Origin of the sequence: Qipengyuania sphaerica (genome assembly GCF_019711595.1) — a bacterium.
In the GTDB taxonomy this organism is placed as follows: domain Bacteria; phylum Pseudomonadota; class Alphaproteobacteria; order Sphingomonadales; family Sphingomonadaceae; genus Qipengyuania; species Qipengyuania sphaerica.
Genome location: NZ_JAIGNR010000002.1, coordinates 366,668 through 380,407, shown reverse-complemented (window position 1 = coordinate 380,407; position 13,740 = coordinate 366,668). Strand labels below are relative to the sequence as shown.

At 62.4% G+C, this 13,740-nt stretch carries 11 protein-coding genes; 3 read left to right on the top strand and 8 right to left on the bottom strand.

From position 1 onward, the window contains the following. Window positions 1-414: 414 nt before the first annotated feature. Window positions 415-1,434 (top strand): glycoside hydrolase family 5 protein, encoded by a 1,020-nt coding sequence (locus K3178_RS09535; RefSeq protein ID WP_221571161.1) that lies wholly within the window; start codon window positions 415-417, stop codon window positions 1,432-1,434. Window positions 1,435-1,536: 102 nt separating this feature from the next. Continuing rightward, the gene (locus K3178_RS09530) at window positions 1,537-3,243 is read left to right on the top strand and encodes a solute:sodium symporter family transporter (RefSeq protein WP_221571160.1); all 1,707 of its coding nucleotides are present in this window, start codon (window positions 1,537-1,539) and stop codon (window positions 3,241-3,243) included. Here the strand turns inward: K3178_RS09530 and K3178_RS09525 are convergent. From K3178_RS09525 to K3178_RS09510, 4 genes are all read right to left on the bottom strand, one after another. Beyond that, window positions 3,233-4,141, bottom strand: coding sequence for a TauD/TfdA family dioxygenase (locus K3178_RS09525; protein ID WP_221571159.1), 909 nt, complete (start codon window positions 4,139-4,141; stop codon window positions 3,233-3,235). The genes K3178_RS09530 and K3178_RS09525 overlap by 11 nt on opposite strands. A 10-nt stretch (window positions 4,142-4,151) precedes the next feature. Further along, a complete protein-coding gene (locus K3178_RS09520) occupies window positions 4,152-5,108 on the bottom strand; it encodes an aldo/keto reductase (protein WP_221571158.1) in 957 nt (318 codons plus the stop codon). Continuing rightward, a complete protein-coding gene (locus K3178_RS09515) occupies window positions 5,101-6,192 on the bottom strand; it encodes a Gfo/Idh/MocA family protein (RefSeq protein ID WP_221571157.1) in 1,092 nt (363 codons plus the stop codon). Before K3178_RS09515 ends, K3178_RS09520 begins: the two co-directional genes overlap by 8 nt. A gap of 130 nt (window positions 6,193-6,322) precedes the next feature. Beyond that, the gene (locus tag K3178_RS09510) at window positions 6,323-6,955 is read right to left on the bottom strand and encodes a TetR/AcrR family transcriptional regulator (protein ID WP_221571156.1); all 633 of its coding nucleotides are present in this window, start codon (window positions 6,953-6,955) and stop codon (window positions 6,323-6,325) included. A 187-nt stretch (window positions 6,956-7,142) separates the two neighbouring features. Between K3178_RS09510 and K3178_RS09505 the strand changes: the two genes are divergently transcribed. Further along, window positions 7,143-8,003 (top strand): aldose 1-epimerase, encoded by an 861-nt coding sequence (locus tag K3178_RS09505; RefSeq protein WP_221571155.1) that lies wholly within the window; start codon window positions 7,143-7,145, stop codon window positions 8,001-8,003. Here K3178_RS09505 and galK read toward each other — a convergent pair. The 4 genes from galK to K3178_RS09485 are packed head-to-tail and all read right to left on the bottom strand — an operon-like array spanning window position 8,000 to window position 13,733. Next, window positions 8,000-9,079: a galactokinase gene (gene galK / locus K3178_RS09500; protein WP_221571154.1), complete on the bottom strand. Its 1,080-nt coding sequence runs from the start codon at window positions 9,077-9,079 to the stop codon at window positions 8,000-8,002. The genes K3178_RS09505 and galK overlap by 4 nt on opposite strands. Then, window positions 9,076-10,086 carry a UDP-glucose--hexose-1-phosphate uridylyltransferase gene (locus K3178_RS09495; protein ID WP_221571153.1) on the bottom strand — a complete coding sequence of 337 codons (1,011 nt, stop codon included), beginning with the start codon at window positions 10,084-10,086 and terminating at the stop codon, window positions 9,076-9,078. The genes galK and K3178_RS09495 overlap by 4 nt, the downstream gene beginning before the upstream one ends. Beyond that, on the bottom strand, window positions 10,083-12,188 hold the full coding sequence (locus tag K3178_RS09490) for an alpha-galactosidase (protein WP_221571152.1): 2,106 nt from the start codon (window positions 12,186-12,188) through the stop codon (window positions 10,083-10,085). The genes K3178_RS09495 and K3178_RS09490 overlap by 4 nt, the downstream gene beginning before the upstream one ends. 42 nt (window positions 12,189-12,230) lie before the next feature. Then, entirely contained in the window at window positions 12,231-13,733 is a 1,503-nt protein-coding gene (locus K3178_RS09485; protein ID WP_221571151.1) for a sodium:solute symporter family transporter, read from the bottom strand. Window positions 13,734-13,740: the final 7 nt, after the last annotated feature.

Genomic DNA, 13,740 nt, shown 5'->3' with positions numbered 1-13,740 from the left:
AGGTTGGCAAGTGCCATACGACTTGTCCGCTTCAGCGGAAGCTTTGTCGCCCGCCGACAGACCAGCGAGCGGCATACTCGCCGCTGCAATGGCGATGGCAATATTTGTCAGCCTCACTCCCGCCCCCCCTTGGAGATTTCCCTAGTCTCGCCTTGGTCGAAGATCGAGTAAGGAAAGACCATCTCTTACCTGCTCTTGTAACCGAATATTGCGTTCGATCGAGAAAAAGGGGGCGGATGAATTGGTATTCAGGAACAATGCAATGCCGTTCTCATGGCAGGAGTGCGTTCCCGCTTTAGAGGGTGTCCTTCCTCTCCCGCTGATATGGTATCGATTCCTGCGAAGCGGTCTTTAAGAAGGCAGGACGAGACCGGAAACGGCCGGGAAAGATGGCGACGGGGGAGGAGCCAAGGCATGAAGAAGATTGGGTTGTCGGTAGCCGTTCTGGCCTTCTTCGCACAATCGGCCTGTACAAGCGTAGAAGGTGCTGGCGCACCCCGCCCAGCGGCGTCCTTACCTGTTGGCACCTGCATCAACATGGGCAACATGCTTGAGGCCCACCAGGAAGGATCCTGGGGAGGCAAGCTGATCGAGCAGGCCGACTTCGAGCGTATCGCGGCTGCCGGTTTCGATACGGTCAGGATCCCCGTGCGCTGGCATAACAAATCGCTGGATACGCCGCCTTACACCGTCGATCCTGCGTGGATGGCGCGTGTGGAACAGGTTGTCGACTGGGCCCTGGCGAGCGACCTCAATGTCATCCTCAACAGCCACCATTTCGACCCGATCTACGAGGACCCGCTCGGTACCGCGGAGTGGCACGGCGGTGTCTGGAAGCAGATCGCTGCACGCTTTGCCGACCGTCCAACGGAACGACTCTGGTTCGAGCTGGAAAACGAGCCGCATGGCAATTTCGACGATTCCAACCTGCTGGAAACGCTCGCTCCATCGCTCGCGGCGGTGCGGGAAACCAACCCCGATCGGCCAGTCATCATCGGGGGAGAAAACTGGAGCGGGATCGACTCGCTCGCAACGCTGCACCTACCCGATGATCCCAACGTGATTCCGACTTTCCATTATTACGAACCATTCGCTTTCACCCATCAGGGTGCCGAATGGGTTGCTCCGGATATTCCACCGCCCGGTCGCCGATATGGTGGACCCGAAGACAAAGAGCGCCTCGTCGCGGATGTGGAAAAGGTCAGAGCCTACACCGAGCGCACCGGGAAGGTGCCATTTATGGGTGAAACGGGGGCTTACGGGAAGCACGTCTCGGTAGAAGAGCGCGTGGAATATCACCGGGCCGTTAGCCAGGCCTTTGCCGGTACCGGCGTCGGAATCTGTGTCTGGGCCTACGCCAATACCTTCCCGTTCTGGGATCAGGGAGTGGGCGAATGGGAACCTCTGCTTATCGGGTCCCTGGAGGCCCGCTGAATTTGCGAGAAAGCAGTAATCGCAAGGCGTGGCGTCTATCGTACCAAGAATATCGGTAACTTTGTCCTCGCCGACGCCCACCCTGTTCGCTAGCACCACTTGATGGTCGGCACGCTAGCCTACACTCTCGTCAGTTGCATTGCCGTGATGGCGTTCATTGCGTGGGTCAGCTGGCGAAAGACGCGCGGGACGGTGGAAACCCGCGATGGATATTTCCTCGCGGGCAGGGGGCTGACGGCGGGGTTCATCGCCGGATCCCTGTTGCTGACCAACCTTTCCGCCGAGCAATTGATCGGCCTCAACGGCTCTGCCTACGGTTTCAACCTCTCGAGCATGGCTTGGGAAGTAACTGCAGCCGTTGCGACGGTGGCGATGGCGTTCCTTTTCCTGCCGAGGTATCTGGCCGGGGCATTCACCACGCTCCCTGAGTTTCTTGCGGACCGCTTCGACCCCATGGTCCGCCGCATGTCGGTCGTGTTGTTCATGCTCGGCTATGGGCTCGTGACTATCCCGTCGGTGCTCTATTCCGGCTCGCTCGCGGTGATGCAGTTCTTCGACGTGCCGCGGTTGAGCGGGCTAGATATCTTCCCATCGCTGTTCCTTACCGTGATGCTGATCGGCGCGACGGGCGCTGCCTACGCCATTTTCGGCGGGCTGAGGGCGGTTGCAGTGTCGGACACGCTGAACGGCATCGGGCTGCTCTTCATTGGCCTTCTCGTCCCGGTCCTGGGTATGGTTGCGCTAGGCAATGGAGATTTCGGCGCGGGGCTCGACCGGCTACTGGCCGAGCACCCCGAAAAGCTGAATGCAATCGGGTCCGCCGATGACCCGACGCCTTTCGGCACCATTTTTACCGGGATGATTTTCGCCAACCTCTTTTACTGGTGCACCAACCAGTACGTAATCCAGCGCACGCTCGGCGCGCGATCGCTTGCCGAAGGCCAGAAGGGCGTTCTCGCTTCCGGCTTCTTCAAGGTCCTGGTGCCACTAATGATGATGATCCCCGGGGTCATCGCCTTCCACCTATACGGCCCCGGCCTAGGCACCATCGACCAGGCCTATCCGCGCCTGATCGAGGATGTGTTGCCGGCTTCGCTGACGGGCGTTTTCCTGGCGGTGCTGCTCGGCGCGGTGTTCAGTTCGTTCAACTCGCTGCTGAACAGCGCGGCGACGCTTTTCACGCTCGACGTCTATGCCCCCGCGCGCGGCGGCGAGGTGAGCGATGCGCATCTGGTGCGGGTCGCCAAGATCGCCAGCGTGGTCATCGCGCTATTCTCGTTCGGCGTCGCGCCGCTGCTCTACTTCGCCGAGGAAGGCCTGTGGCAGATTGTGCGCATCTTCACCGGCTTCTACAACATTCCGACTGTGGTGATCGTGATCATGGGCCTGTTCACCCGGCGTGTTCCGGCGATCGGGGCGAAGCTGGTCATACTCTTCCACGTCATTGCCTACGGTTTGCTGCGGTTCGTTTTCGATGATGTGGTGACACTTCACTTCATCCATCAGTACGCGGTGCTTTTCGTGATCGAAGTCGGGATCATGCTGGCATGCGGCTACCTTGCTCCGCGTGCGCAGCCCTATGTTGCGCCGAGCCGCGAGGAAGTGGACCTTACCCCCTGGCGCTTCGCACGGCCGACAGCCTTTACGCTGCTGTCCTGTGTGGTCGGGCTTTACCTTGTTTTCTCACCCCTCGGCGTCGCAGGCGCTGGGACCGCTACTATCGTCTTTCAGGCTTTGATGGCCGCGCTTCTGCTCGCCAATCTGCTCGTTTGGTTCTGGGCCCTGCGTCGGGCTTCGATCACCCGATAAGCGAAGCGAGCACCCTGCGCTTTCCGGAGAAGGGCTTGCGCCCGTGCATCACGGTGAAGTTGTCGACCAGCACCACATCGCCTGCCTGCCAGGCGTGGTCGTAGGTCAGTTCTTCGGACAGTGAGATTGCGCCAGCCATATGCTCATGCGTAATCGGTTCGCCATCGCCGAAGGTGACCGTACGCGCGGGATCGTTGCGGATGTCGGACCAGCCACAAAATGCCGCGATCAGCTGGTTGAAGAAGCTTTTCCGGCCATCGCCGAGTTCGCGGACGGCGGGCAAGACAGGCGTTCGCGCACGCAGGCTGTCGTCACCGCGCCATTCCCATTCGTAGCCGAGGTTCGCCAGTCGAGCCTCGGCCTCTTCACGTGTGTCCACGCCGAGGGTGCTGCGCCAGCTACGGCCCTGGCCGCTTGCCGCGTCGTTCTCGCCGGGCATGACATTTGAATAGCGCACCCCGCGCGTCTCGAAGGCGGAGGCGATTTGCGGATCCGCGTCTTCGAGTCGCGCAAAAAGATGGTCGGAGCGGCATAGCGGCGTCGCCCCGCCTTCGTCCGGGGCCACTTCGCAATAGAAGAACAGCTTGCTCGGATAGAGCGGGGTCTGCGCCATTTCGTGGTGGAGGAAGATCGTGGTCGAAGGGGGCGCTTCGTTGGCGGTGAACACGCGCTCGGTCACATTGACCCGTACCGCATTGCTGAGCGATTCCTCATAGGTGAAACCCGGCTCGCCATAGCCCGCGACGGCAGCATCGAAAGCGAAGGGATCGGGAACGTCGAAGCCCCGAAACAGGACGGCGCCTTTTTCCGCGAGCTGCGCATCGATCGCTGCCTTTGCCTTGCCGAGGTGCTCGGCAAGATTGCCGCTGCCTGCCACTATCGCCGGATTGCTGTCCATTCTCGTCGCCTCAGTCGTAGATCGGATTGAAGGTGCCGAAAGCCTTTTCGGTGAAGATGCCCGGATCGTTGAAGCGCCGGCCCTGGTCGAGCGCCGAGATCGCCTGCATTTCGGCCTCGCTCAGTTCGAAATCGAAGATGTCGAGATTCTCGCGCATCCGTTCCGGCTTGGATGTCTTCGGAATGATCGAAGTGCCGCGCTGAATGCCCCAGCGCAGCACCACCTGTGCCGGCGTTTTGCCATGCGACTGGGCTGCGCGTGCCACCACATCCTCGGTCAGCACGCTGTCGCTTTTCCCGGCCATGTCGAGTTCGACATAGGAAAGCGCGCCGAGCGGGGAGAAGGCCGTGACCTCGAGGCCGTAATCTTTCGCCAGCCTGATCAACTTGTCCTGTACGAGGTAGGGGTGCGCTTCGATCTGGAGCGCATAGGGTTGGACCTCCGCATAGCTCATCAGATCGTGGAGCAGGCCGGAATTGTAATTGCACACTCCGATACGCCGGGTCAGGCCGACCCGGACCAGTCCTTCCATTGCCTCCCAGGTCTTGTGTAGCGGCACCCTGGCGCGGCGCATTGCTGGATCCGATGCTTCGGGATCGTGAACCCATTCGGGCGGGTAGCGGGTCTCGATCGGCACATATTCGAGCGCGATTGGGAAATGGATCAGATAGAGGTCGAGGTAGTCGAGGCCGAGGTCGCCCATCGACTTGCGGCAGCCTTCCTCGACATGTTTCGGTGCGTGGAAGGTGTTCCAGAGCTTGGAGGTGACCCACAGGTCGTCGCGCGTGACCAACCCGTCTTCGATGGCGCGGGCGATCCCCTGGCCGACCTCGATTTCGTTGCCGTAGTCCGCGGCGCAATCGAGATGGCGATAGCCAGCGCGGATGGCTTCATATGCGACGTCGGCCGCATCATCGCGCGCGACCTTCCAGAATCCGAAACCGATGGCGGGGATGGTATCAGGCAAGTTCGTCTCCATTGTCGGTGAAATCGAGCGCGACGGGTTGCCCGCTGGCGATCGATTGCTGGGCCGCTGCGCCCATCTGGACCGAGCGCAATCCGTCGAACGCGGTCAGTTGCGGCGGTCCACCGGTGTCCAGTGCATCGAGGAAATGGCGCAGCTGGAAGTATGTCGCGCCGTGATGGTCACCTGCCGCCAGCGCGTCTCGCGGGGTTTCGACCTTCTCGACCAGAGGCCCACTGCGGTCGCGTGGGGACCAGGTGACTTCCGCAGCGGGGATGGCGACGTCGAGACGCCCCCGGGCGCCCAGCGCGTAAATTTCCTCCTGCTGCTCGGCCCCTTCGGCGAACATGCACAGGTCGAGCACTGCGCGCGCCCCTCTGGCGAAATCCACTGTCACGAAGGCGTTGTCGAGGATGTCCGGCACCTCGCCATCATATCGCTCGTCGAGGTGGTTCACATCCTGCCCGCCGCTGGCGAAGATGCGTACCGGCTCGTCTTGCAGCGTGTGCCGCATGAGGTCGAAGAAATGGCAGCATTTTTCCACCAGCGTACCACCGGTGTTGCGGTTGAAGCGGTTCCAGTCGCCGACCTTGGGGAGAAAGGGAAAGCGATGCTCGCGAACATAGAGCATCCGGACATCGCCCGTTTCGCCGCCATGTACCCGTTCCACGAAACGCGTCACCGGCGGCATGAAGCGGTATTCGAGGCCGACCCAGAACAGGGGGGGATACGCGGCCGCACGCTGCGCGATTTCGCGCGCATGCGCCACGGTCGTGCACAGCGGCTTTTCGACAAGAATCGCCACCTCATGGGGCATCACCTGTCCCAGGACGTCGAAATGGGTGTGATTGGGGGAGGCGATGATAACCGCATCGGGACTGGCTTCCTCCATCAAGGCGGCGCCTGTATCGTAGAATTCCGGATGCTGCCCCAGTGACAGCGCAAGGGCGCGAGCTTCCTCACGCGAACCCGCGTACGGATCGGCGATGGCAACCAGTTCGGTGTCACTCACAAGCGCGATATTGCGCATATGCTCGCGGCCCATCATCCCGCAGCCGATAATGGCGAGTCTACGCTTGGCAGTCATTGCTGCTCCCATGCTTTCCAGTACGGCTTGGCGCAAGCAGGTTCGTTATTGTCCATATGTACAGTTGGTATGGCCCAACCAATCCGCGATGGCGGGCAATCGATTTTTCCCGTTGGAGTGGGCGACCCGGTCAGTCTTGTCGAAGCGGGTGCTTGCGGGCCATGTAATCCGAACGGATCGCGGCAAATGCGCCGATTATCATGGTAGAGGTGAGATCTTCCAGCTCGGCCAATCCAATTTCGCGCCTCAGCAGGTAAGCCCCGGCATTTGCGGGAAGCCCGAAGCTGATATCGGTCACGGCATGCGCGATTTCGGGCGGGAGGTCGAAATGCCGGGCGGCAATGGCCGCGAGATATTCCACGGCGCCGTCACGGCCATATTCGGTCGGGTCATGAATTGCGCTGACCGACGGTTCGGACTGCAGCCGTTCGATGATTAGGCCGCGTTCGTCGATATAGTTGAGGTATTCGTGCGTCACCGCGCGGACCAGCCCTTCGAATGTTTCCACATTCTCCGCAGCCTTGCTCTGCGCGCGGCGCTGGCGGCGCAATTCGCGTTCGAGCAGTTCGCTGAGTACCTCGCGGGTATTCGAGAAGTAATTGTAGACCAGCGACTTGCTGATCCCTGCCTTGCGTCCCAGCGTCTCCATCGTCAGCACCGCCACGCCTTCCTCGGCCACGATTTCCGCAGCGCTGTCCAGGATGAGCGACCGGCGGGTTTCCGGGTCGAGACGCGTGCGTCGCTTGGTGGCGGTGCCTGGCATAGCGATGTTCTAGCAGACCCGCCCGGACATGCCAGTTCGTGTGCCAGCTTCATCGGCGCCCCGGCCAGTTACCATTCGCGCGAGAGAGATTACGTCGAAGAAGCCCGAGCGGAAAATCCGCATGCAACAGTTTCGCGGAACGATGAAGTCCAATAGGGGTGGCTGTCGGCTTTAGGGATCTCGACATTTGTCCATCAAACTCGCTTGCGGTGAATTCGAACTGTCCGTCGGCCCGCAGGCTGGCGGTTCGATCGAGACGGCGCATTGGAAAGGGCGGCAAATACTCGACCGTCGGCCCGGCAATTCGGTGCTGGATATGGCCTGCTTTCCCTTGGTCCCTTTTTCCAACAGGATTGCCGGGTCTTTCTTCGATTTCGATGGTCGTGAGGTCGCGCTATCCCCGAACCATCCTGCCGATACGGCATGCCCGGTGCTCCACGGCTTCGGCTGGCTGAGCCCTTGGGAAGTGACAGACAAGAGCGAGAGCAGTCTCGAGCTTTCGCTCGATTGCAATCCGGCGGATTGGCCGTGGCAGTTCGCCTCTAGTCTATCTTATGCGGTATCTCCCGGTGGCTTCACGGCGGAACTCGGGATCACGATCCTTTCGGAAGACGAGATGCCGGTGGGCCTCGGCTTCCATCCGTATTTCCCGCGCAACAAGCACACGCTGTTCAGTTCGCTGCACACGGGAGAATGGCAGACCGACGAGAATTGCATCCCGATGCACCTCGATCAGCATTCGCAGGCCATCGACTGGTGGTTCGGCCGCCCAGTCGCCACCCGCAAGGTCGATACCGTCTACACGGGGCGCGAGGGTGCGATGGTGGTGCAATGGCCCGACCGTGGAATTGGCGCCCGTATCTTGCCATCCGACGAGCTGACATTCACGACGGTCTATGTCCCGGAAGGGGAAGACTATTTCTGCGTCGAGCCGGTCAGCCACATGACCGATGCCTTCAATCGCGAACGTGACGACAGCGGAATGCGGGTCCTTGGCCCAGGCGAAAGCTGGAAAGTCTCGATGCGGATCGAGGCTTTCGACTTCTAGGTCACCCGGAGAACCTTGCCGTCACCTGCTCCGTCGATCTCGGCGGCGCGGCTTTCTGGAAGGACGACCACTACCGATCCGCCGAAGCCAGCCCCGGTCATGCGCGCGCCCCCGCTCGCACCCACTTTGCCTTGCAGGCGCTCGACCAACTCGTCGACGACTGGATGCGACACTTCGAACAGGTCCCTTAGCGAGGCATGGCCTTCCTGCAGCAACGTGCCGAAGCGGGCGAGGTCGCCCGTCTGCAGGGCTTTGGCAGCTTCTCGCACGCGGGCGATTTCTCCCACGACATGGGTTGCACGGCGAGCCTCGAGCTGGGGCAGGGCGGCGGCCACGAGTTTTTCCATCCGGACATCGCGCAGGCTGTCGACCCCGAGCGCTCTCGCTGCCGCCTCGCATTGCTGGCGGCGGGCGTTGTATTCGCCATCCACAAGCCCTCGCGTCACGCCGGAATCGACGATCAGTACTGCCCAGTCACTGGGTATGGCAAAATGCTCGTAGCTGAGGTCGCGGCAATCGAGCAGCATGGCGTGTTCCGGTTTGCCCGCGGCAATGGCCATCTGGTCCATGATGCCGCAGGCAACGCCCGCGAATTCGTGCTCGGTTCGCTGCGCCTGCCTGGCGAGGCTTGTGGGATCGATTTCCGTTCCCGTGGCAGCCGCGAAGGCACGGGCCAGCGCGATGCAGAGCGATGCCGAAGACGATAGGCCGCTTCCCCTTGGCAGGTCGCCCGTGATGAGCAAGCTGAGTGCAGGCAGCTCGCCATCCCATTGCGCTGCCATTCCGCGAACGTAGGAGCGCCAGCTTACCTCGCCGGGCTTCGTCGGCGCGTCGGGTTCGAAGCTGTCGCCTTCCCCGAGATCGGCCGCGTGGACGTGAATCCTGCCGTCATCGCTGCGCGCCCATGCAACCGCAGTTCCGGCATCGATCGGCATCGGCAATACGAGCCCGTCGTTATAATCGACATGTTCGCCGATGAGGTTCACGCGGCCCGGCGCAAAGGCAATTGCTTCCGGCTGGGCACCAAATTTTTCCGCGAAAAGAGTTCTCGCTTTTTCGGCCAGGCCGTCGTTCACTGTACAAGCTCCCTCAATCTGGCCGCCGCAGCCTCGGGCGTCAGGTCGCGCTGGACTTCGCCAAGCAATTCGAACCCGACCATGTGTTTGCGGATTTCCGCCGAGCGAAGCAGCGGCGGATAGAAATGCGCATGCAGCCACCAGTGGTCGTTATCCTCGCCCAGCGCGTGCGGCGCGCCGTGCCAGCCCATCGAATAGGGAAAGTCGGTGTCGAACAGCGCGTCATAGGCGTGCAGGAGTTTGCCGAGAAGCGCGGCCAGGGATGACTTCTCGCTCTCCGTCAAATCTTCCAGTCGGGCGATTTTTTTGCGCGGGAGCACCAGCGTCTCGAACGGCCAGGCAGCCCAGTACGGGACAATCGCGATCCAGTTTTCGTCCTCGGCCACCACCCGCTCGCGTGCCTCGATTTCGGCGGCGAGGACATCGGCCAGCAGGGTCGACCCCTGCTCCCCGGCATAGTGGCGCTGGTGCCTGTCTTCGCGCTCGACGATGGTGGGGACGAAGTCGCTCGCCCAGACCTGCCCGTGGGGGTGGGGCGATGAGGCTCCCATCATCGCGCCCTTGTTCTCGAATATCTCGACATGCGCCCAGCGCTTGCCGAGTTCGGCCGACTGGGCGCACCAGTTCTCGATGACGGACTGGCGCGCTGCATCATCCATCCGCGCGAGCGTCGAGGAGTGGTCGGGCGAATAGCAGATGACCCGTGCTTCCCCGCGTGCCGGCTCTTGCCTCAACAAGCTTCCGGCATTCTCGCCTGCCTCCTCGGCGAGGAGGGCGGGAAAGTCGTTGGGGAAGACATGCGTGCCGGAATAGGCGGGGTTACGGGTGCCTCCCATGCGCTCGTTTCCGGGGCAGAGGTAGCAAGCGGGATCGTGGCTTGGCCGCTCGGTCTCGGCGGCGGCTTTGCGCTCCCCCTGCCACGGCCGCTTCATGCGCTGCGGACTGACCAGAACCCATTCGCCAGTAAGGCGGTTGAGCCGGCGGTGGGGGAGTTGCTCGGATGTCATCGCTGGGCCTTCAGGTGGAAGATCATCGCGCTCTCGGCGGGAAGGGCGGGCACCGGCAGGCCCGAATGGGCAAGCCAGCTTCCGGCAAAGCCGTGCGGCTTGTCGCGAAGGTCATGGAAGAAGGGCGTTGCGCGAGGCGTGAGGACGCCGCCCGATACCGCGCTCCGCAAGATGCGGACCTGCCAGTCGGCCCCCTTCGCGAAGGATAGCGGCACGGGCTGCGCGCGGCGATCCTCGGCGTGACCGGCACGGGTGACCCACAGGAGGAGCTCGTCATCTGTCCCCTGCGCCTGCCACACCAGCCCGTCATTCGCCTCGCCCAGCAGCACCTTGCCGCCATGGATGAGGTGGCGCCATTCCTTGTAGAGGCGCACCCATCCAGCCAGTTTCTCGCGCTCCTGCTGTTCCATGGCCGCAGGATCGAGTTCGATGCCGAAGTGCCCCTGGCATGCGATGGCTGCGCGAAAATCGAGCGATTGGACACGGCCCGTCGCATGGCTGGGGCTCGCGCCAACATGCGCGCCCATGAATTCCGGCGGCATGAATGCGAGGAAGCCGCGCTGCATCGGGATACGGGCCAGCGCGTCGATATTGTCGCTGGTCCAGAAGCGATGGACGTACTCGAGAACGCCGGCATCGATCCGCCCGCCGCCGCCCGCGCAGCTTTCGATTTCGACTTCGGGATGCGCTTCGCGAAGGCGGGCGAACAGTTCGTAGCTCCCGCGTATCTGCTCGGACCCGCCGGAGGGCGAATGGTCGCGGTTGTGGTCCAATTTGAGATAGGAAATTGGCGCCGAACGCAGGATCGCATCCAGTCGCTCGAACAGGTGATCGCGGACATCCTCGCGCCGCATGTCGAGGACGAGCTGGTTGCGGGCGGTAGGCGGCTCGCGGCCATCTATGGCCAAGGCCCAGTCGGGGTGCGCGCGGTAGAGGTCGCTTTCGGGATTGACCATTTCGGGCTCGACCCAGAGGCCGAATTCCATGCCGAGCCCCCGGACCCTCTCGGCGATCCGGGCGAGGCCATCGGGGTATTTTGCCGGGTCGGGGATCCAGTCCCCGAGCCCCGCGGTGTCGTTCCCGCGCCCGCTGAACCATCCGTCGTCGAGCACGAAACGTTCGGCGCCGATGGCTGCGGCCGCCTCGGCAAGTTCGCCGATCCGCTTTTCGTCATGCGCAAAATAGACAGCTTCCCAGCTGTTCGAGTGAACCGGGCGCGGCGTCATCTCGCCTCCTGGCCATCTGGCGATAGCTCGCGCCATTGCATGCATGATTGCCATCGCCCCGTTTCGGCCGGCATCGCTGATCGCCAGCAAGACGGGCGGGGCGGAGTGTGAGCTGCCCGGCTCGAGCGTGACTTCGCCGGGCTTGATGAGAGCCTCGGCCTGCAAGGTCCAGAACCCCTCGTCGTCGCGCTCTATCGCAATCCGGCTGTCGCCCGACCATGCAAGTTGCGCCGCGAAAACCAGTCCGGAATGATGGTCGGCACCGTCGGCCAGAACATAGGCGCCGCAAGGACCACCGTGTCCGGTCAGCCCGCGCCTGGTTTCGCGCGACCAGCCATGCTGCGGCATCGGCTCCACGCATTCGACGAATTCGGCATTGTGACGCCCGCGCCATGATATGATGCGCTCGCAGCGGGCGGGGAGGGGCAAGCTGCAGCTAGCCAAGTGCTGGACCGAAAGCGGCGCACTACCGCGGTTTTCGAGCGAGGTTTCGATCCGGAACCCGCCCGAAACCGCGCGGTAATCGACCCGGACCTCGAGGCCGTGCTTCTTGTCCGAGAAATCGCATGTCAGCCGGTCATGTCCGCTCTCGATGCCGGTGCAATCCAGAATGAGGTCGAGGGCCTTCCCGTCTTTGGCGCAGACCAGCAGTGCGGCACGCAAAAAGGAGCCGTCACCAGGGAGTGGCAAGATGTCAGGCGCGCGGTCGGCATCCATCGAAAAGGTTGCTCTGCCGCGCGTCCGGTAAATCGATGGAATATCGCGCGCATCGACCGACAGTCCGAGATGACGCCAGAGCGGCACCCGCTCCCCGCCGGCCTCCAGCACGAGGCTCGCGCCTCCGGAATGCAGCGCAACGATGTCGCTGGACCTCATGCGAATTCCCTATCCAATGCGCTGTCCGGTCACCCGGCTGCGCTAGGCCGTTTCCCCGGCATTGTCAGCAGGTCCCGCGTCCCCGCGGAACAGTTCGAAACCGATCCACTCCGCCCTGCGGCTGAGCGCAAGGTGGTTGAAGGCGAGCGCGGCCAGCACCGAAGTGACGAGCGTGACGACCATGAAGTCGATGTAATGCAGACCGATTGCGGCGGAGAACCCGTCGAGGAAGGTGTAGGCCGCATAGAGTCCGATGCCCCAGACCACGCCCGCGATCGCAGAGCGTGCCGCGACATTGCGGAACAGCAATCCGACGATGAAGGCCGAAAGGATCGGCATGGAGGACAGGCCGTTCAATTGCTGGAGCAGGTTGATGATGCTCTCCGCATTCATGAAGACCGGAACCATCACGATGGCCAGCACGGTGGCGAAGAGGCTCATTACAGCGCCCAGCTTCCAGTGGTTCTTCACTTCGCCCACGAATTGTTCATGGAAATCGACCGAATACAGCGCCACCGTCGAGTTCAGCACCGCGCTGAAGGTGGTGATGACCGCGGCTGCGACCATGGCGGCGAAGGCGCCCGATAGCCAGCTTGGCAGGACTTCGGCAACCAGGCGTCCGTATGCCGCATCGCCGACATCGCCGAACAGCTTGTAGGCGACGACGCCCGGGATCACCACGATGGGCGGGACCACGAGTATCCGCACAGCTGCCGCCGCAAACACGCCCTTGCGTGCCTCTTTTACCGTCGGCGCGGCCATCGCCTTTTGCGTGATGTTCTGGTTGGTCGACCAGTAGAAGATCTGGATAAATGCCATGCCGGTGAACAGCGTGTGGAAGGGGATCGGGCTGTCGGCTGAGCCGACCATGCTCAACCTCTCGGGAGGAACGCCGGTGACAATGTCGAAATCGACCGCCGCCAACGCGAGGAAAACGATCAGCAGGGCAAGGGCGAGGATGCCGATGCCCGAGAACGTGTCCATCACCGCGACAGCTCGCAGGCCTCCGAACACGGTATAGGCTGCTCCGATCAGTGCCAGACCGATCGAGAAGCCAATCAGCGGGATTTGCGCCCCGAACAGGGATTGCAGGAACAACCCGCCCGAATAAAGCGCGGCTGGAAGGTAGATCAGCAGGTTTCCGGCGATGAAAATTGCCGAAATGAGCGTCCGGATCGAACGGCCGTCATAGCGCCGCTCGAGCAGCTCGGTGACAGTCGTGCAATTGTATCGATAATAGAGCGGCACGAAAACGAAGGCGAGCGTCATCAGGCCGATGAAACCGGCGATCTCCCACCAGGCGAGCAACAGCATCTGGTTGCCGTTCATCCCGACAAGCTGGTCGGTCGAAAGGTTGGTGAGGGTTATGGCGCCGGCAACGAAGACCCAGCTCAGGCCCTTGCCCGCAAGGAACACATCCTGCTCGGACCCGTCGTGCCGCGCACTGCGGACCTTCCACCAGGTCAGCAGCCCGACCAGCGCAGTCAGGCCGATGAAAACCGCGATCTGCGGCAGGTTACCGAATTGCGCCGTGTCACCGAACATTGAGACC